The sequence below is a fragment of the Bartonella sp. HY328 genome (assembly GCF_025449335.1).
GTDB lineage: Bacteria > Pseudomonadota > Alphaproteobacteria > Rhizobiales > Rhizobiaceae > HY038.
On record NZ_CP104883.1, the window covers coordinates 2,600,427 to 2,621,134 of the forward strand.

A 20,708-nucleotide genomic window follows, 5' to 3' on the forward strand; every position below is an offset into this window, starting at 1 on the left:
TTAGTGTTTTAGGGAGTATTTTGGCGGTATTTTTTGATTACCGCCCAATCAAAGGGCTTAAGTGGAATTTTCAACTTTCTAAAAGCCGCTTTAATTTTTTCTGTGCCTGGCAAATTGCCAATAGAAAAACTTCTATTATCTTGGGATCACAGACGTTAAAAAAGGCGGAATTAACCGCCTTATGCCGCCTTAACGGCAATTCGTTTTGCGTGGAGTGATCTCCATTGATCATCCAGATGATCGGTATTGAATTATAACGGGCACGCGAACGCGATCACCATCTTTGATGAGCGTTGCAATGCTGGGTCTCGAGTAAATCCGAACAATAACGCTACCTCGCTGTAGCCTTGTGCCTTTGCTAAAATGTTCGGCAACCTGCGCTGCTAAAACACGCGGTTGTATTTCGCCATCCCCCGCTTGTGCAACTACAGTTATTTGTAGCAAGCCGACATAAACCGTTGGGTCATCATCACGCACATAAAGGTTAAGGTTGGCATTTGGTAAATGCTGAACCTCAAGATATGTTTCTTGCGTTGGTGTAAATTCGATATTTGGCAGAACTACTTGTATAGTAGAATTAAAAGCCGTAACATGTATAAAAAGTAAATCAGGAATATCTGTTTCAATGCTCATTTATTAACTCGTGCCTTTACTTGTTTGCTCGCCTTTTGCAGTTGCATTTCCCAATTCTGAGCGGCTACCCCCACCATATGAGCGCCCCTCTGCCCCTTTGTGCCAAACTCAACATGAGCTGCGTAGCTTGCTGTAAATGACGCATAAATTGTTGATCCAAGTTTTGCTTTAGCGATGATAGGTAGAAACTTTGGTGCTTTATATGAGTTTTTTCCAGCGTTAGGAGCCGGCCGTGCATTTTTACGGATGGGGCTTAATTTTGTGGTTGAAACAACCATACTTGCCCGAAGAAAACCTGTATCGACGGGCGTATGCTTTTGAATATCTTCAATAACATATTGTGCTGATAAATGAAAAGCAGCTAACATGCGTGCACGCGTTTGTGACCGCCAATTGTTAATTTGGGCTGTAAAGGATTTTTGCATGGGAACCAGCTTAACTGAGAAAGAGATTTGTAAAGTTTCATTTGATAAATTAGTATTAATGAATCGTGCTGCAATTCTATTTGTATTAATATTACTTTTCAGCGTGTTAATGCTGTCAGGGTTTACATAAATTGGTGAAAAAATTGGATTTTTCCCCAATCAACGAACAAAAGAAATTTGGGAGGCAATATTTGATACTAATACACTTATTTTAAATTTATTATTTGTATCGAGCTCTTATTTATTATGTCTTTTATGTAAAATTTGGCGCGTTAATTGGCCTTCTATATTTAACACTTTTGAAGCACTAGTTCCGGCTTTTATCGGATTTATTTATTTTATTTTTTTAATGTTAATAATTGTAAGTCCAACAGTAAGATTAATATATGGCATGCAGATTACATCCAGCCAATTAAAAATAAACATTATATAATTTGTAGTAGCTACATCATCTTATAATATTATATTTTTTGCATGTATTTTTTCATTGTTAAAGGATGAAATTTCATTGGCGAACAATCATAAAAATAAAATACGTTTTTCTATATTTGTGTTAATATTATATTTTCTTGCATTATTTTTTTTTAGCAAATATGGATTTTCCTTCAAGCCAAATCTTTAGCGTAATTAAACCCTTATTATTTAAATAAAAACGGTCTAACTGTTAAATTCTGATGACTGATATTCTGTTGCTATGGCAAGAATTGCACTTGCCCCTCTTTGTTCACCAACCAAGCGAGCAACTGCTGATCTACATCGCTAAATCATTAGCACCAAATCAAAAAGGCAACCTCACGGGTACCTGTAAACGCAATTATTCAACTTCAATATACATGTCATAAAACATTTATGACTTATGTTCGTCAATAAAAAAATGACGGTTAAAAAAATATAGGTCAAGACATTGAACATCATGCAGGTTGCACCAAATCAAAAAGGCAACCTTACGGCTGCCTGTAAACGCAATTATTCAACTTCAATATACATGTCATAAAACATTTATGACTTATGTTCGTCAATAAAAAAATGATGGTTAAAAAAATATAGGTCAAGACATTGAGCATCATGCAGGTTGCACCAAATCATAATGGCAACTGCTTTAATATAGGTTGCCACTTTATGTTTTGGTTCTCTTACCCTTGAAACTGCGCCAATTAGGCTAACGAAATTTGCTTCTTATCCTTGGAGGCTCATATAATTTCCTAAAGCTTAACTCACCTACAAATTTGCTCAATGTCTTTAAAACAAAAGTTTATGGCTTTCACTAATTTAAGATATTTGGAACTGTGCAACAATGAATTTGGACTTATCGATGGTTTTTGATATGCAGATCTCAACCTATTAAACTGCACTATATTTTTTTACGAAGTGATGAAAAATTTCATTCGTTTTGACACACAATGAAGATAATTTACTGCTAAATCATACTTTCATGCCGCACATTAAATTGGCAATCCACCTAATGTTTTTCACAGCGGCAAAAATATCAGCTTTACTTTAATTAACATGGGATAAAGTGGACTTTGAATGATCTGGCAAGCTAGTTAATAGCACCAAAAAAGACATAAGCACCGCTGCAAGAAATCCAGGCTAGAGGATGTTAGCCTGCGTTTTCCGTTAAACTGCCGCTTATGGATGGCAGAATCTGGAATCAGCATGGGTGAAATTGCATAATATTTTGGGCACACAATCATAACTAAAGAAGTTTATGTGTGATTCTCATCAGATCACTTAAGATCAGCCGCAAATGCGTTAGAAATAACGCCAAGTTTAGTCTCAATAGGTTCAGTGAACCTCAAGAGAACTTCTTTTAATAAAGCTAAGTTATTGATTTTACTGGTGCTGTGAGGGAGGATTGAACTCCCGACCTCTCCCTTACCAAGGGAGTGCTCTACCACTGAGCTACCACAGCATCTTTGTGTGGGCGGTTCTTGCCATATCAAAATGATTTGCGCAAGCACCTATGACTATTTTTTTTAAATTTTTACCAATTTTTTTATATTGCATCGAAAATTATCGACAAAATATTCATGTTATCCAAACATTAGTTGTTACTACTTAAGTTAAATCGCAAAATGAATTTACCGTTTCGTTAGAATCACCAAAATATAAATGCTAATAAGGGTACTATTAAAGAACCCCTATTGTGATCTCATATTTAAAGCCTAAAATGCTTATTCACTTGCCGTTTTGCGTGCCCATGCTAAAGAACCAAGATGCGAGCTTGGTTTTTTACCAATAATTTCGCTAATGAACACTCCGGTTTCAACCAGTGCATCAAGATCAATACCTGTTTCAATTCCCATGCCGTGCAACATATAAACAAGGTCTTCACTGGCAACGTTGCCGGTTGCACCCTTAGCATAAGGACAGCCACCAAGACCAGCAACAGAAGAATCAAGCACATTAACCCCGAGATCCAAACAAGCTAAAATATTGGCAAGTGCCTGCCCATAGGTATCATGAAAATGCAACGCAATATGGTCCACCGCAATCTCGTTAAGTACTGCTTCCACCATTTTTTGTGCTTTTAGCGGTGTACCAATACCAATTGTATCACCCAATGATACTTCGTAACAACCCGCTTCATAAAGCCTACGGGAAACATCCCTCACCGCAGCTAATGGGACATCACCTTGCCAGGGACAGCCAAGAACGCAAGATACATAACCGCGAATTTTAATGTCTTGCGCCTTTGCCGCTTCTATCACCGGTAAAAACCGCTCGAAACTTTCATCAATGGAACAATTCAGATTTTTTTGCGAAAATGCTTCCGAGGCCGAGGCAAAAATAGCAATTTCATCAGCTTTAACTGCCAATGCGCCTTCAAGTCCTTTTAAATTTGGCACCAAAACTGGATAGCTAACCCCTCGCTTGCGCTCAATTTGCAGCATAACTTGCTCGCTATCTGCCATGGCTGGTACCCAGCGCGGCGAAACGAAGCTTCCAGCTTCAATAGTCTGACAACCAGCATTGGTAAGCCGATTGATCAACTCCACCTTCTGCGCAGTTGATGGTGGATTTTTTTCATTTTGCAAACCATCACGCGGACCAACTTCTACAATTCGCACATTTGCAGGATAAGTCATTTATTTGGCTCCATTTCATCAATTTAAAATACATTTTATATTAAGGTTCGTTTATTTTTATCTATTTATTGACAGTCCCACGATCAATCAGACGAAATTGATGGCGAGATTAAAGGGGTAAATTCCTTTTGCAAGAAAGCAATAAAACGCGGATCATTTGCATAAGCAATATTGACCCGCATTGCCGATTTTTTTATTTTTTGATCGACACGAAAGAAACGCCCAGGCGCTATGAAAATGCTTTGATCCGCAGCCCTAACACTCAAAGCTAATTCATCACAGTCGGCAGGTAACTTTGCCCATAGATAAAAACCACAATGGCGAGTCGGCCGTAATTCAATGCCAATTTTGGTAAAGATTGCACGTGCATCAGCAAAAGCATCTATTACACGTTGATTTAGCCGTTTTAAATGACGGTCATAATGACCACCCCTTATCAAGCGATCAACAAATCGCTCGACATAATCAGAACTTGCGATAGTGGTCAGCATTTTTAGCTTGCACAATTCACGAATGATTGCAGCATCCCCTGCAACATAACCAAGCCGTAAATTAGCGGAGAGAGTTTTGGAAAAGGAACCGATATAAAGAACACGCCCAATCTCGGCTGAAGCGGCGAGCCGCGTTAATGATGGTGGCAATAAATCACCGAACACATCATTTTCTACCAATAGAAAACCATATTCTTCGGCGATTTTTAACAAGGAAAAGGCTTTAGCAGGACTAAGCTCACCACCAGTAGGATTTTGCAATTGAGATTGCGTAAAAAATGCCTTGGGCTGATGAAGCATCAATTTGTTACGTAAATCATCAATGTCTGGCCCATCCTCCAACCTATCAATGCCAACGACATTGATATTAGCAAGGGTAAGCTTTGCGAATAGTGGATAATAGCCCGGATCATCTACAAAAACCGTATCACCAGGCGATAAAGCGTAGCGTATGACAAGATCCATAGCATGATTTGCACCATTAGTTAATAAAACACCATCACTTGCTACCGCAATAGAGCGCTCACTCAGACGTTGTCGCAATGTTTCGCGAAGTGGCGCATAGCCCCAAGGCGTACCATAACCAAAATCCACCCAATCACGACTCATCATTCTAAATTGAGAAAACTGACTTTTAAGCTCGGAATTTTCCATCCATGCGGCTGGAGGTCTTCCATCACCGGGTCGTACATCATAATGATGATCCAACTGTTCTAATAAGAGCGAAGCAATATCAATGGCATTATGAACTTGTGGACTTATTTCGTTATTTTTTTTTACATCAATTGCCAAAACATAATAGCCAGAACCTTTACGCGCGTGCAACAACCCCATTGCAACCAACCGGTCATAAGCTTCAGCCATAGTATTTTTAGAAACGCCAAATTGTAAGGCAGCTTTACGCACCGATGACAAACGCTCACCTGTGAGTAAGACTCCCTCGCGGATACGTTTTGCCGTAACGGCAACAATTTCATCCACCCTGCTCATATTGTTTTTAAACTCATTATCCCAACTGTACCAATAATTGCTTGGACAATTGTCCCTTGATTGTCCCAGTCATTTAATATGACATTTGCCCCGTTATCAAGTCTTATCAAGTCTTATAAGGAGAAACCCCTTTGGAAAACCAAAAAGAAAACCGTCTCGCCCATGTTAATTCTCGCATTGAGAATATGCGCAATATGACGCCAGAGGAGCGTTTGACTGCAACCTGTAAGGCAGCAGGTATTGCCCAAGAAGATGTTAAGGCCATGCAAGGCAATGCGTTACCGATTGATCTTGCCAATGGCATGATTGAAAATGTTATTGGAAAATTTGAATTGCCGCTTGGTGTTGCAACCAATTTTACAATTAACAACCGTGATTATCTTATTCCAATGGCAGTGGAAGAACCTTCAGTTGTTGCAGCTGCCTCTTATATGGCAAAATTAGTTCGTGAAAATGGCGGCTTTGAAACCTCCAGCACCGCACCAATCATGCGCGCGCAGATTCAGATTCTTGGTCTTAGTGACCCCTATGGCGCTCGCTTAAAAATTCTTGGTAGTGAACAACGAATTATTGAAGCTGCAAATTCACGCGACGCAATGCTTATCAAGCTTGGTGGTGGTTGCCGTGGTATTGAAGTACATGTATTCCCAGACAGCCACCGTGGCCCGATGGCTGTTGTACATTTAATTGTTGATGTGCGTGATGCCATGGGCGCCAATACTGTAAATACTATGGCTGAAACTGTTGCACCCATTTTGGAAGAAATTACCGGTGGTTATGTGCGTTTACGCATTTTATCAAACCTTGCAGACCTTCGTATTTCACGCGCCCGCATTCGTCTTTCACCGCAATCACTTGCCACCAAAGAATTTAGCGGTGAGCGGATTATTGAAGGCATGCTTGATGCCTATGAATTAGCTGCCATTGATCCATATCGTGCAGCAACCCATAATAAAGGTATTATGAATGGTATTGACCCAGTTATTGTTGCAACTGGTAATGACTGGCGTGCGATTGAAGCTGGCGCACATGCCTATGCGGTAAAAGATGGCCTTTATACCTCGCTTTCTACTTGGGAAAAGGATAAGGAAGGCTATCTTGTTGGCACACTTGAAATGCCAATGGCTGTTGGCCTTGTTGGCGGTGCAACTAAAACTCACCCAGCTGCACAAGCAGCACTTCGTATCTTACAGGTTGAAACGGCGCAAGAACTTGCCCAAGTTATTGTAGCTGTTGGCCTTTCACAAAACATGGCTGCTATGCGCGCTCTTGCAACAGAGGGTATTCAACGCGGCCATATGGCATTGCATGCACGCAATATTGCTATTGTTGCTGGTGCTGTCGGCGCTGAAATTGATATTGTTGCCAAAGAAATGGCGCAAAACCACGATGTACGTGCAGATAATGCTGCAGCAATTTTAAAGCGTATTCGCGGTTAACTCATTTAGGGAGGAGTTACAATGAATACAAAATCGAAGCCGGCTTCTAAAGCCGACTCCCCCGATAAACTTATCCTTGCTGAGGTTTGGGGCGATGTCGTTGATTTACGCCAGCTTGCAATTGCCATTGTCATTGGCGGCACGATCAGTCTTTCAGCCTTTCTGATTGCAGCTCATTTCATGCAACATAGTAACGACGCTGAAGACCTTGGCCGTTCTTATGCCATGCTGGTCGGACTTGTTGCTTGCATTTTGTCAGGTGCTATTTGCGCAAAATTGTTCAAGCCAAAAAGAATTGTCACCGAGGGCCACGAAAATGATGGCTTAAGGGCGGAATTAATTAGCGAACTTGCACAAGAAACTGGAACCATCGGCAAAATGAGCTATCTGCCTACAGAAGCCGTAAATGAGCTCAAGGAAATCGACCTTTACGATCTTTTCCTTGAACAAGAAGCAAAAGAAAAAGCCAATAAGGGAAAGGTATAAGTTTATGGAATTTCTCTTATCAGATATTGGTATAGCCATTGGCATGGGGCTGCTTGGCGCCATTCTTTTTGGAGCTATCGGCCTTGTTTCGGGTACTGACGAAACAACCACCCTTGCGCCTGTAACTCTAGTAGTGGTGCTTATTGGTGTACCGCCAGTTGGTGTTTTTACCTTTTGGATGGCTGCCGCTATCTCAAAACACATGACCCATGCTGTGCCAACGGCATTGCTTGGTATTCCAGGCGACACATTGGCTGTCCCCCTCATGCCTCATGCTCTTGCGATGCGCAATCTTGGCGCACCACATATTGCATTACGCAAAATGATTTCTGGCGGTATTATCGCCGCTCTTATTGCCGTTCCTTTATCGGTGGCCTTTGCACTTTTACTCGCCCCCATCAAGGATAATATTGCAGTTGCCGCACCTTGGTTGTTTTTAACAGCAGCTGTACTGATTGCCTATTTTTCTGCTGGGCGCTGGGCATCGGTTGCTTTACTTGTACCATTTGTTATGCTGATCATCGCTTTGCAAGCCTTTACCGCACAATTTAATGTAAAGTTAAGCGTTAGTTATTTTCTAGGTATTGCTATTGGCCCACTTATCGCTGCTCTATTTACCGTGCTTGCCCCAAAAGAGCGAAAAGCAATGCGCCGGTATAGTTTGCGCCAATTTACCCTTGCAGCTGATGTTAAAGGTTGGGGTGGATATTTTCCAAATCCATTTAAAGTTTTGGACAAAACTCAAATCATGTGGACGTCTATTACTGCAGCCATTTCCAGTGCAACTTTTGTATTTAGCCCTGTTGCTATGACGGTTATTCTTGGTGAAGCTGTTGGCTCACGCATAAAACATGCATATCATCGTATCACGACAGTTTTAGGCGTACGTAATGGTGTGACTGAATCAACCTATATTGCTGAAGCACTTATCCCGCTCATTGCTTTTGGTTTGCCACTAAGTCCCGTTGCTGCAGGTCCTGCAGCTCCGCTGTTTAATGCACCGCCAGTCTTTACTGCGGACATTGAATCTGGTCAATTCTATAACTTGCATAATCTTATGTCGCCTATGGAATTCCTTGGTTATGGCATGTTAGCGGTCATTATTGCTGGCTTGATTGCCTATCCCTTCGCTATGAATTACGCACGTGTTGCGGCTCTTTTTGTTTCACGCAAAATCAGTCATGAAGCAATTATCGCAACCTTTGTTGGTCTTGTTCTCGTCATCAGCGTTTGGGAAGGTGGTATATTAGGCCTTTTGGTGGTTCTAACCATTGGTCTATTCGGCGGTCTACTTTACCGCATATTTGGCTTTAACACAGGTGTACAATTTATGGCCTATTATACAGCTTTGCTCACAGTGCCAGCCTTTTTGGCGCTGTTTACATAAATCAGCTTATAATTAAACAACACTTAAAGGCTGAGGAGAAATCCCAGCCTTTTTTATTTTAATTATTAATAAATTTTGATTTTTGCATTTTGCACCACATATATATTATACGGCAATAAAATTTTGGAACTAAAATGGCGGATATTCATTAATATTAAGAAAGCGATTAATAAATTGATGGATTTTAAATAGGTCCATTAAAGTTTAATTTTGAAATTTAGCATAAAAATTTTTCAAGGAGATCAACAAATGGGTTTAGGTTTTTTCGCAAGCATTATTATTGGTGGCTTTGCTGGCTGGTTTGCTCAAATGTTCATGAATAGCAGCGGTGGCATTATTTTCAATATTATTTTGGGTGTTGTCGGTGCTGCATTGGCAAATTGGGCACTTGGCTGGTTTGGCGTTAGTTTTGGTGGAGCTTGGGGTTACCTTGTAGCTGGCTTTATCGGCTCATGCGCCCTTATCGCCATTGGCCGCGCCATTAGATAACTACATTAACTTTTCTTGCTTAAACATTAAAAAACTATGAACTCATCACAGTTCATAGTTTTTTATTCATTAGATAAAAAATCTACACGTCACTTTATGACAGTTAAACATCAAATGTTTATTTTGTCAGCAAAATGCTTTTCAATATCCTTTCCTTGCTAGTAAGCGGTAAACTTTTATTACTTATTTTTCAATTTATCCCTATACCGCAAAATCGTAGCCACGAGCTGTCTTTCCCCGCTTCTCTCCATGTCTATCTTTCACTAACAAAATAACGCAGTTACAGATACCGCTTTTGGTTAACGCTTTTTCAATCTTGCTAGGGTTAAATAAGAACCTAGGTTTTGGGAATATTATACACAAATTTAGAGCATTTTATCTCTAGCTTTGTAAAAGCCCAAGGTAAGTTTATTTTTAAAAGGTTGCATCATGACCAATGAGCGCTCGAACCAAAAACGAAGACTAGTTTTAAAAGGCACTGGGCTTTTTCTGGTAAGTGGACTTACGGGGTGTACAATGGATCGCTTTTTGCCGGCTATTGATACAACAACGACGAGCACAATCATGGGCCCCAATGCAGGCAATGCTATGCGCCCGCCAATAAGTGTTGACGCAAGAGTGACATCTGCTGATACAATGTATGCCCCAGTGAGCGAACGCGGCTTTCAACTACAAGCCATTCCCTATGAGCAAATACCCCGCCAATATAGGCGGCAAATTGTACCCAACACAACTGGCGAAGGCCCTGGGACAATTGTGGTTGATGCAAAAAATTATTTCCTATATTTTACCCAAAATGGTGGCGATGCCATACGCTATGGTGTTGGCGTAGGGCGTGCAGGTTTTAGCTGGTCAGGACGCGCTAAAGTACAATATAAGCGCGAATGGCCCGTCTGGACGCCACCGGCTGAAATGATTAAGCGCCAACCTGAACTGGTGCAATACCGAAATGGTATGCAACCAGGACCAACCAATCCCTTAGGCGCACGCGCACTATATATTTACCAAAATGGTAATGATACGGGCTATCGTATTCATGGCTCTCCAGAATGGTGGTCTATCGGAAAATCTATGTCATCTGGCTGCATCCGATTGATCAATCAAGATATAATCGATCTTTATGCACGTGTACCAGTTGGTACGCCCATTGTTGTTCGTTAAAAAACATCAATTTATCTAAGCAATTATCATTCTTGGATAAATTGAACTGCAAAGGGTAAGAATGTTGAGCGAACAAGTTGCATGGAATGGCTGTAAAGCACCACAAAAAATAACTTTAGACGGACAATATGTTCTGCTGGAGCCACTTACAACAACCCATGCCCAGCATTTGTTTGAAGCGTCAAAAGCTGGTTTAAGTGACGAGCGTTTTCAATATTTACCAGATTTAGCTCCAAACAATATGCAAGAGTTCCAAAATTGGATAGATCAGGCAATTAGCAATGATAGCCTAATATTTTTTGCTGCCATAGATAAATCAACCAATAGGACTGAGGGACGCTGTGCCCTTATGCGTATGGACCTAAACAATGGTGTTATTGAAATAGGCCATGTGCTATGGGGAGATGCTATAAAACGCAGCCGTATTACAACAGAAGCCTTTTATCTTTTAGCCGAATATGTCTTTTCATTAGGCTTTAGACGTTTGGAATGGAAATGTAATAATCTTAATGAACCATCCAAAAAAGCAGCTCTTCGGTTTGGCTTTCAATATGAGGGCTTATTTCGCCAGCATATGATTGTTAAGGGGCAGAACCGTGATACGGCATGGTTTTCGATTATTGATAAAGAGTGGCCAATTTTACGGCAAAAATATATTGCTTGGTTAAAACCAGAAAACTTTGACGAAAATGGGCAGCAAAAACAGTCGCTAAAACATTTTTAAAACCTTATCCTCAGTTTTATCAACATATTATAAAGGCCATTGGCAATGGCCTTTATTTTAATGTTTTAATTAAAGCCTATATCCTATTTAAACAACTTCTTTGTCGTCCAAAATTTGTGGCTTTACCTTAAAGAACCGCAAGATAATGAGGAAGAAAACTGGCACAAACATAACAGCAAGAACTGTCGCGGTTATCATGCCACCAAGAACGCCTGTACCAATTGCATTTTGACTGCCAGCACCAGGTCCATTAGCAATCGCCAATGGCAATACGCCAAGCGAAAATGCTAGAGATGTCATTAAAATTGGTCTAAAGCGTAATTTTGCGGCTTCCAATGCTGCATCTTTAAGCGTTAGGCCCTGACCATAAAGTTCGCGTGCAAACTCCACAATCAAAATAGCATTTTTTGCCGATAGTCCGATAATGGTAATAAGACCAATTTTAAAATAAAGGTCATTTGCCATATCGCGCATCATCACGGCAAGAACACAGCCAATAATACCCAATGGAACCACCAACATCACTGATACCGGAATGGACCAACTTTCATAAAGCGCCGCAAGCAACAAGAACACGAAGAGAATAGATAGCGCAAATAAAAGGGTAGATTGCGATCCCGATTTAATTTCTTCTGCCGTTTGTCCTGTCCATTCAAAACCAAAACCTTCTGGAAGAAGTTTAGCAATACGCTCCATTTCAGCAATAGCAGCACCGGTTGTATATCCTGGTGCCGGAAAACCTGAAATGCGTACTGACGGATAGGCGTTGTAACCAATAACCTGCGCTGGACCTTTTTTCCAATCTATATGGGCAAAGGCTGATAGTGGCACCATACCGCCATGGGTATTTTTAACATGGATATTTAACAATTGTTGTGCGTCAAGGCGCTTGGTATCAAGTGCTTGGACAACAACTCGCTGTAAACGCCCAACATTTGGAAAATCATTAACATAAGATGATCCCAGATTAGCCGTAATAGCTGTATTAATATCGGCAAATGTCACACCAAATGCGTTGGCTTTTTCGCGATCAATTTCAAGATGAACTTGAGCCGATTCAGGCAAACCTTGTGGGTAAACACCGGTTAAAATAGGGCTTTGATTTGCCATGGCAAGCAATTGCCCCATAGCAGCATTGAGTGGTACTTTTTCTGAACCACCCCGATCTTGCAAGCGGAAATTAAAACCATCGGACGCTTCAAAGCCTTCAATAGCACCAGGTAAAACTGCCATAGCTAAAAACACATCGCTTAAGGGCGCCAATTGGCCATTTGTCCAATCAACAACATCTTGGGCTGATTGACCGCTTTTGCGCTCACTCCAATCTTTTAACGTTACAAAGATAATACCAGCATTGGGGCCAGAGCCAAAGAAACTAAAGCCGCGTACTGCAATAACGTGTTCAACTGCATCATTTGATTGTAAAGTTTTATCAATTTTTGATAAAATTTCATTAGTGCGGTTAGAACTTGCCTCTGGTGGAAGCAATGTACTTACAACAATATAGCCCTGGTCTTCATTAGGAACAAAGCCGGTTGGCAAACGCATATATGCAAAGCCCAGACCAACCACAATCGCTATATAAACGACCATAACACGACGGCTTTTAGATAAGGCAAAAGCAACTCCACCGCGATAACTATTGGTTAAACTGTTAAATTTACGATTAAACCAACCAAAAAAACCACGTTTTTCATGATGACCTTTGGGGATAGGTTTTAAAAATGTTGCACATAAAGCCGGTGTCAGTGTAAGCGCCAAAAGTGCCGAGAATAAAATAGACACCACCATGGTAAGCGAGAATTGGCGATAGATTACACCCGTTGCGCCTGGGAAAAATGCCATTGGCACAAATACGGCTGATAAAACAAGGGTAATACCAATAATTGCGCCAGTAATTTGGTGCATGGCTTTTTGTGTTGCTTGTTTGGGTGGCAACCCTTCCTCAGCCATGATGCGCTCAACATTTTCAACCACCACAATAGCATCATCAACAAGAATACCAATGGCAAGAACCATAGCAAACATTGTCAGCACATTGATGGAAAACCCTGCTGCTAACATGATGGCACAGGTGCCAAGCAATGCCACTGGAACAACAATGATGGGAATAAGCGTATAGCGGAAATTCTGCAAAAAGAGGAACATTACCAAGAAAACGAGGATCACCGCTTCAATTAAGGTATGAAAAACTTTTTCAATGGATGCTGATACAAAAGGCGTTGTATCATAGGGAATGATATAACTTACACCTTTAGGGAAAAAGCTGGCAAGTTCCGCCATTTTGGCATGAATAAGTTTTGACGTTCCAAGTGCATTGCCAGAGTTTGATAATTGAATTGCCGCAGCAGCCGATGGTTGGCCATCAAGTTTGGTTGTAAAGTCATAGCCTTCTGCACCTAATTCAACACGGGCAACATCCGATAGCCTTACAGTAGATCCATCGGGATTAGCGCGTAAAATAATTGACGCAAATTCCTCTGGCGTTGTTAGCTGTCCTTTAACCAACACAGTTGCAGTAAGTTCTTGGGTCAAAGGATTGGGATCTGCACCAACACGACCAGCAGCTACTTGCGCATTTTGTGCACGAATAGCAGCGGTCACATCGTCAACCGATAGATTTAGTCCCACCATACGATCCGGATCAAGCCAGATACGCAATGCGCGCTCCGATCCAAAAAGCTGAACGCGACCAACACCTTCGATACGACGCAATTCACCAAGCACATTTCGGCTCATATAATCTGCAAGAGCAACATCATCGTAAGAACCATCTGGTGAGATCAAGCTAACAAACATCATAAAACCAGTGCCAGCTTCTTCAACCTGAATACCTTGATCGACGACTGATCTCGGCAAACGCGGTTCTACACTACGGATTTTATTTTGCACATCAACTTGCGCCTTTGCAATATCTGAACCAGTATTAAATGTTGCCGTAATTTCAAGGCCACCATTTGAATCGGTGCTTGATTGAAAATAGGCAATATTTTCTACGCCATTTAATTCTTCTTCAATCTGGCGGGTAACGCTGGCATAAATTTCTTGCGGTGAGGCTCCCGGATAAGCTGTCCTGATAGTTAATTGCGGCGGAGCTATTTTAGGGTATTGCATTACAGGAAGATATGGCAATGCAATAATACCAGCCAGAGTTATAAATATCGCTATAACAAAGGCAAATATAGGTCTTCTAATAAAAAACTGGGCCATAATGGTCTCGTTTCATCGGGGCTTATTTCGAATTTATCACAAACATTATAAATGCGAGCTATCATCAGCGTTTGATAATGTTGCGGATTTAATGATTTTATACGCCAATAAAATTTTTATTGGCTAATTGCGACACTAGCGCCATCTTTGATTTTTGCGCCACCATCGGTAATGATTTTCTCTCCGCTTTTAATGCCATTGTGAACAATCCAATTATTGTTAAAGACTTGACCAAGCGTAACAGCGCGTAAATGCGCAACATTTTTCTCATCTACTACATAAACTTGAGCGTTGCCCAAATTGTCACGAATAATGGCTCGTTGCGGAACGAGAATAGCGGCACTATTCACTGCCTGTTCAATACGAACACGCACATAAAGGCCAGCTAAAAGCTCGTCCTTCGGGTTTGGAAACTCCGCGCGCAAAGTAATTTGTCCTGTGGTTGAATCGACTGACGCTTCCGAAAACAACAGGCGGCCTTTTTCACTGTAAGGTGTGCCATCATCAAAAACCAGTTGTACACTGGCTTCCCCTGGGGCTGGGCTTTCAAGATCACCAGCATCTAAGCTGCGGCGAAGTTCACGCACGGCATTGGAAGACTGGGTAAAATCAACATAAACAGGGTCTAGCTGTTGAACCAAAGCAAGGTGATTAGCATCGCTTGGGCTAACCAAAGCGCCTTCCGTTACTAAGGCACGACCAATACGGCCGGATATTGGTGCACGCACTTCCGTGTAGCCAAGATCCAATTTTGCCGCATCAAGTGATGCTTGTGCTAGGGCAACATCCGCCTCAGCTTGCGCAAGAGCTGCAACCGCATTATCATAATTGGTTGTCGATGTAACCTCACGCTCGCGCAATTGCGATTGACGCTCGGCAAGTTGCTTGGCATTTAATTCAACAGCTTTGGCGCGCGCCAGTGAAGCCTCGGCACTTGCAACGCGCACGCGAAATGGCATAGGATCGATACGGTAAAGAACATCACCTTCTTTTACTGTGCTGCCTTGGGTAAAAACACGCTCAACCACAATACCAGAAATGCGGGGACGCACTTCGGCAACTCTTGTTGGTGCAACCCGGCCGGGTAATTCAGTAACAACTGGTACCGATTGTGGTTTGACAACAACAATATTAACTGCAGCAGGAGGGGGAGCTTCACCACCTTGTTCTTGCGCATAAAGTCCGTAGGATGACGTGCTTAAAAGTAAGAATGGTAAGACAAGTTTGATTAAAAAAGCTGGGGGACGCATGAGGATATACCTGTTATTTGGGGAGCTTCATAAAGGTGATACTTTTACTCAAGTAAATATTTGGTAAAAGTAAAATTTGCAAGTTAATTAGAATTTTACAACTCGTTAAAATAAAATGAAAAAATCAGTCTAACGCATTTTAAGCTTCATTTTTTGCCAAATCATCAATGCAATCTAGCAGTATTTGGCGTTGATCTTCACTCCAAGGAAAAACCCCGAGCATTTCAAGACTGCATAATCCGTGCATAGCCAAATAAGCTAGGGATAAATTGGGTTTCTCTAAGTTTTCTATGTTGAGATCTTTTATATCCTTCCAAATATATTGGATGATTTGTTCACGGATAGCTTGGTGGTTTGCCATGCTTGCACAAATGGCAAGACTAACGGCGCGTTCATTGTCGCCACAATGACGCCTAATCACCTCAATATTAGCCGACATGAGCGACATGCCTTTGGATTGTTCATCTGCGACTATTTGATCATAGCATGAAAAATGACGTTTGATGAGCGCACTGATTAAGGCTTCTTTGGATTTAAAATCATAAAGCACTGTCGCCTTACTAACGCCAGCTTTATTAGCAACAGCTTCAACAGTTAACTTAGCAACGCCGCTTTCTATGACAACCGCTTCAACAGCATCTAAGATCTGGTTTTGATCTATACTGCGTTTACGACCCATTCTTTTCAACCTATCAATTTATGCGAATTTATATTTAAACTTGTGTTTATATATTTCCAACCGGTTGTTTATAAAAAAAATCGCAATTTGTCAATGCTGGATTAGAATATCCTTTATCCTTTTAATGGGCGATTTTAAAATGGAAACCTGATATAAAACAATTATAAATTGCTTTAAATGCAACAAACAGACTTTATTGAAAATGTATATTGAACAAAATATTTATTCTAAAATATTGCATAATTTCAGCAAAAAATTCTATTTTATCATAAAATATTAAAATTTTTAAAATGTTAATTGCTTTAAATTTAAAAAATATATTTTATCATAAAAATATTAAATCCAACAACCTTTCGGTAAAAAGATATGAACAACCACATGACCTTTCCTTCCCTTAATGCTCCAAGTCTTTGTACACGCCACTGGTTGGTAGAGGCTATTGAATGTCTTGAAGCGGAAGCCAGCCGCTCAGCCGATACTCATTTGCTACGCTTAGATTTGCCAAGTTGCAATGGCATTACCCTTTATTTGAAGGATGAATCAAGTCATTCAACTGGCAGCTTGAAACATCGTTTAGCGCGTTCGCTGTTTCTTTATGCTTTATGCAACGGCAAGGTAGGGCCACAAACAGCAATTATTGAAGCATCAAGCGGCTCAACCGCTGTATCAGAAGCTTATTTTGCTAAACTGTTAGGCCTGCGCTTCATTACCGTTGTACCGCGCACCACATCCATTGAAAAAATTGCTGCGATTGAATTTTACGGTGGGGAAGTTCATTTTATCGATGATCCAAAGAGCGTTTATAAAACAGCACAAGATCTAGCTAATAGACTAAATGGCTATTATATTGACCAATTTACCTATGCCGAGCGTGCAACCGATTGGCGCGGAAATAATAATATTGCCAATTCGATTTTCTCACAATTAAGCCTTGAAAAAAATCCTATACCTGATTGGATCGTTGCAAGTGCAGGTACTGGCGGCACATCCGCAACCCTTGGCCGCTATATCCGCTATGGTCGCTACCCTACCCGCCTTTGTGTTGCAGATCCTCAAGGCTCGGTATTTCACAAACATTACATGGACCGTTCCATTCAAGAAATTGACGGTTGCAATTCGGTTATTGAAGGTATTGGTCGTGCAAGGGTGGAGCCATCATTTTTGCCTGATGTCATTGATCGCATGATTGCAGTCCCTGATGAAGCAAGCCTTGCGGCGATGCGTGTTATCAGTAAACTTATCGGTCGTAGTTGTGGTGGCTCTACTGGTACCAATCTTTGGGCAGTTGGGGAAATTGTTTCTGACATGATTAAAAACAATCAAACCGGCAGCATTGTTACTCTTATTTGTGATAGTGGCGAACGCTATCGCTCTACCTATCTTGATGATAATTGGCTTGCCAAAAAGAACCTTAATATCGCTCCCTATGTGGCCGCACTGGAAGCGCTATTTATCGATGGACAAGCTTTCACCAATTAAAAGCATATCAGCAATTATGATTGCATTTTTTGGCAAAACACCTAACTTTAAATAGAGTTGTTATTTAGCTCCATTTTTTAGGAGAATCGTATGAATATAGGTGAAGCTGCCAAAGAAAGCGGTGTTTCTGCCAAAATGATCCGCCATTACGAGAGCATTGGACTTATTAAGGCAGCCCATCGCAGTGATGCAGGCTACCGCCATTACACAATGCAAGATCTTGATATTTTACGCTTTATTCGCCGCTCTCGCGATTTGGGTTTTTCACTTGACCAAATTAACACACTTTTGTCACTATGGCGCGAACAATCGCGCAGCTCTGCAGACGTAAAAAAATTAGCCGCGCAGCACCTAACCGAACTCGAAGACAAGATGGCAGCGTTACGAGAAATGACTGATAAATTGCGACTGTTGATTAACCAATGTAATGGAAATGATGACCCTGATTGCGCCATTATTGAAACCTTGGCAGGAAGTACCCCTAATAGCCATTGCTGCTCTTCGGCTAAGCGCTTAGATTAAAGGTTACCCTAAGGAAGGGGTAAGCCCGAGACAATTTGATAGTTTTTACAATCTTATATTTTGCCAAATTTCTATTTCAACTTTGTGATTATCGATGCAGCTTAGATAACTTTTTTTAAGAAAGGCCTATGATGAAACAATTACTCGACATTGCTGATTTTAAAAAAGCAGCAAAGCGCCGCGTTCCAAAAATGTTTTTTGATTATGCCGATTCAGGCGCATGGACAGAAAGTACCTATCGCGCCAATGAAGATGATTTCAAACAAATAAAATTGCGTCAAAAAGTTCTGGTTGATATGACGGGCCGCAGTTTGCAAAGTGAAATGATTGGCCAAAAGGTGGCCATGCCTGTTGCCCTTGCACCAACGGGTCTTTGTGGCATGCAATATGCTGATGGTGAGATACTTGCAGCGCAAGCTGCTGAAGAATTTGGCATACCTTTTACTCTATCAACAATGAGCATTTGCTCCATCGAAGATGTAAGATCTTCAACAACGAAACCCTTTTGGTTTCAGCTCTATGTTATGCGCGACCGTGATTTTGTTGCCAATTTAATTGACCGCGCCAAAGCTGCTAATTGTGGCGCATTGGTGCTTACATTAGATTTACAAATATTAGGCCAGCGCCATAAAGATTTGCGCAATGGGCTTTCCGCACCACCGCGCTTTACACCAAAACATCTAATGCAAATGGCAATGCGCCCGAAATGGTGCTTTAACATGCTTAAAACCCAAAGGCGTACCTTTCGCAATATTGATGGCCACGCCAAAGGCGTCAGTGATTTAAGCTCGCTATCTGCTTGGACGGCAGAACAATTTGATCCCAAATTAAATTGGCAAGATGTGGAGTGGATTAAAAATAAATGGGGCGGCCCCCTCATTTTAAAAGGTATTCTTGATGCAGATGACGCCCATAAAGCAACTGAGAGTGGAGCTGATGCCTTAATTGTTTCTAATCACGGTGGTCGCCAGCTTGACGGCGCACCCTCAACTATCAGCATTTTGCCAGAAATTATTGATGCAGTCGGCAGCAAGATTGAAGTGCATATAGATGGCGGTATTCGCTCTGGCCAAGATGTCTTAAAGGCTTTAGCTCTGGGTGCAAAAGGCACCTACATAGGCAGGCCATTTCTTTATGGCCTTGGCGCTAATGGCAAACAGGGCGTGCGTCAAGTCTTGGATATTATCGCCAAGGAACTTGACATAACCATGGCACTTTGCGGCAAACAAAAAGTAACAGATATTGATGAAACGGTTGTTTACAAACCATAATCATGAATAAAACTTTTGCTTTAAATGCATAAGCAACAATAAAACGCAGATTATTTTAGAAGAAATTTAAATTTTGCATCAAAAACATTCTGTATATATTGATATTTAAATGCATTTAAACTCAATGAAATTTTCTGCCAACCACAAAAAAGCCGCGATTTAAATTACAAAATATGTGTAACTTTCATTTTTCTGTTTATACATAATACATACTGAGAAAAATACTCTTATCGCACTTGCGATAGAGTTATTTTTATTCAATGATGCAATTATAACTTATTGAAATAGCTTTAAATGACTTAGAAAAAAGAGGAATTTTACAATGGCTAGAGAAGGCGTTCTTGCCCGTATGGGGCGGTTAATTGCAGGCATAACCAATGCAGCAATAGATAAAGCGGAAGGAACAAATCCTGTTGCGATTGTCGAACAAGCTATTCGGGAAATTGATGATGCAGCAGAAGAAGCACGTCTTTCTCTTGGTCAATCAAAGGCTGAAGAATACCGCATTAAGACACGGCGTGGTGCATTAGAGACCGAACGCACTGGCCTTGATGATAAAATTCGTCTTGCAGTCAATGAAAATCGTGACGACTTAGCAAAAGCTGCCATTGCCCGCCAAATTGATCTTGAGTCACAGATCACGGCGCTTGATAAAGCGCTAAGCAATGTTAGTGAAGACATGAATGAGGGCCAACAGGCATTGCAAGCCATTTTGGCAACGCGCCGTGAGGCTGAAGAGCGATTAAGCGAATTGAAGCGGTCTTTTGCTGCCTCAAGCAAAGCTGAGGGCGGTAGTGGCAAAAATCCCCATGACAATGCTAGTGCCCAAGCAGACCGTGCTGCAAGCGCTGTTGCCCGTGTAACAGGCGTACCTAAAGGGGAAAAGAACCAATCGAGTGAGCTTGATGAACTAGATCGCTTGCACCGCGACCACGCTATCGCTGAACGACTAGCGCGCTTTAAAACAAGCAATTGAGGTAGAT

16 protein-coding genes, 1 tRNA gene and 1 pseudogene are annotated in these 20,708 nt (G+C 41.3%); 10 read left to right on the forward strand and 8 right to left on the reverse strand.

Annotated features, from left to right (window positions below):
- Positions 1-228: 228 nt before the first annotated feature.
- The 5 genes from N5852_RS11150 to N5852_RS11170 form a co-directional block, all read right to left on the reverse strand.
- Positions 229-633, reverse strand: a complete 405-nt coding sequence (locus tag N5852_RS11150) for a phage tail terminator-like protein (RefSeq protein ID WP_262097861.1) — start codon at positions 631-633, stop codon at positions 229-231.
- Positions 630-1,217, reverse strand: a complete 588-nt coding sequence (locus tag N5852_RS11155; RefSeq protein WP_262097862.1) for a hypothetical protein — start codon at positions 1,215-1,217, stop codon at positions 630-632. Before N5852_RS11155 ends, N5852_RS11150 begins: the two co-directional genes overlap by 4 nt.
- Before the next feature lie 1,678 nt (positions 1,218-2,895).
- Positions 2,896-2,970, reverse strand: a tRNA-Thr gene (locus N5852_RS11160).
- Positions 2,971-3,232: 262 nt separating this feature from the next.
- A complete protein-coding gene (locus N5852_RS11165; RefSeq protein WP_262097863.1) occupies positions 3,233-4,147 on the reverse strand; it encodes a hydroxymethylglutaryl-CoA lyase in 915 nt (304 codons plus the stop codon).
- Positions 4,148-4,230: 83 nt separating this feature from the next.
- A complete protein-coding gene (locus tag N5852_RS11170) occupies positions 4,231-5,628 on the reverse strand; it encodes an aminotransferase-like domain-containing protein (RefSeq protein ID WP_262097864.1) in 1,398 nt (465 codons plus the stop codon).
- 131 nt (positions 5,629-5,759) lie between these two features.
- Between N5852_RS11170 and N5852_RS11175 the strand changes: the two genes are divergently transcribed.
- The 6 genes from N5852_RS11175 (at position 5,760) to N5852_RS11200 (ending at position 11,314) form a co-directional block, all read left to right on the forward strand.
- Positions 5,760-7,067, forward strand: coding sequence for a hydroxymethylglutaryl-CoA reductase, degradative (locus N5852_RS11175; protein ID WP_262097865.1), 1,308 nt, complete (start codon positions 5,760-5,762; stop codon positions 7,065-7,067).
- A gap of 21 nt (positions 7,068-7,088) precedes the next feature.
- Positions 7,089-7,553, forward strand: coding sequence for a hypothetical protein (locus tag N5852_RS11180; RefSeq protein ID WP_262097866.1), 465 nt, complete (start codon positions 7,089-7,091; stop codon positions 7,551-7,553).
- Positions 7,554-7,557: 4 nt separating this feature from the next.
- Positions 7,558-8,940 (forward strand): tripartite tricarboxylate transporter permease, encoded by a 1,383-nt coding sequence (locus N5852_RS11185; RefSeq protein WP_262097867.1) that lies wholly within the window; start codon positions 7,558-7,560, stop codon positions 8,938-8,940.
- Positions 8,941-9,189: 249 nt separating this feature from the next.
- Positions 9,190-9,429 (forward strand): GlsB/YeaQ/YmgE family stress response membrane protein, encoded by a 240-nt coding sequence (locus tag N5852_RS11190; protein ID WP_262097868.1) that lies wholly within the window; start codon positions 9,190-9,192, stop codon positions 9,427-9,429.
- 429 nt (positions 9,430-9,858) lie between these two features.
- A complete protein-coding gene (locus N5852_RS11195) occupies positions 9,859-10,590 on the forward strand; it encodes a L,D-transpeptidase (RefSeq protein ID WP_262097869.1) in 732 nt (243 codons plus the stop codon).
- A gap of 61 nt (positions 10,591-10,651) precedes the next feature.
- Positions 10,652-11,314 (forward strand): GNAT family N-acetyltransferase, encoded by a 663-nt coding sequence (locus N5852_RS11200; RefSeq protein ID WP_262097870.1) that lies wholly within the window; start codon positions 10,652-10,654, stop codon positions 11,312-11,314.
- Between the two features lie 87 nt (positions 11,315-11,401).
- Here the strand turns inward: N5852_RS11200 and N5852_RS11205 are convergent, their stop codons facing one another.
- From N5852_RS11205 to N5852_RS11215, 3 genes are all read right to left on the reverse strand, one after another.
- Entirely contained in the window at positions 11,402-14,524 is a 3,123-nt protein-coding gene (locus N5852_RS11205; RefSeq protein ID WP_262097871.1) for a multidrug efflux RND transporter permease subunit, read from the reverse strand.
- 116 nt (positions 14,525-14,640) lie between these two features.
- The gene (locus N5852_RS11210) at positions 14,641-15,774 is read right to left on the reverse strand and encodes an efflux RND transporter periplasmic adaptor subunit (RefSeq protein WP_262097872.1); all 1,134 of its coding nucleotides are present in this window, start codon (positions 15,772-15,774) and stop codon (positions 14,641-14,643) included.
- Positions 15,775-15,913: 139 nt separating this feature from the next.
- Positions 15,914-16,453: a TetR/AcrR family transcriptional regulator gene (locus N5852_RS11215; protein WP_262097873.1), complete on the reverse strand. Its 540-nt coding sequence runs from the start codon at positions 16,451-16,453 to the stop codon at positions 15,914-15,916.
- Positions 16,454-16,831: 378 nt separating this feature from the next.
- Here N5852_RS11215 and N5852_RS11220 point away from each other — a divergent pair, with 378 nt between their 5' ends.
- The 4 genes and pseudogenes from N5852_RS11220 to N5852_RS11235 all read left to right on the forward strand — a co-directional run.
- Complete coding sequence (locus N5852_RS11220) at positions 16,832-17,932, forward strand: PLP-dependent cysteine synthase family protein (RefSeq protein WP_262097874.1); 1,101 nt, start codon at positions 16,832-16,834, stop codon at positions 17,930-17,932.
- A 90-nt stretch (positions 17,933-18,022) separates the two neighbouring features.
- The gene (gene cueR, locus N5852_RS11225; protein ID WP_262097875.1) at positions 18,023-18,454 is read left to right on the forward strand and encodes a Cu(I)-responsive transcriptional regulator; all 432 of its coding nucleotides are present in this window, start codon (positions 18,023-18,025) and stop codon (positions 18,452-18,454) included.
- A 131-nt stretch (positions 18,455-18,585) separates the two neighbouring features.
- Positions 18,586-19,725: an alpha-hydroxy acid oxidase gene (locus N5852_RS11230; protein WP_262099750.1), complete on the forward strand. Its 1,140-nt coding sequence runs from the start codon at positions 18,586-18,588 to the stop codon at positions 19,723-19,725.
- Between the two features lie 322 nt (positions 19,726-20,047).
- Positions 20,048-20,701, forward strand: a pseudogene (locus tag N5852_RS11235) (PspA/IM30 family protein); the annotation flags it as partial.
- Positions 20,702-20,708 lie beyond the last annotated feature (7 nt).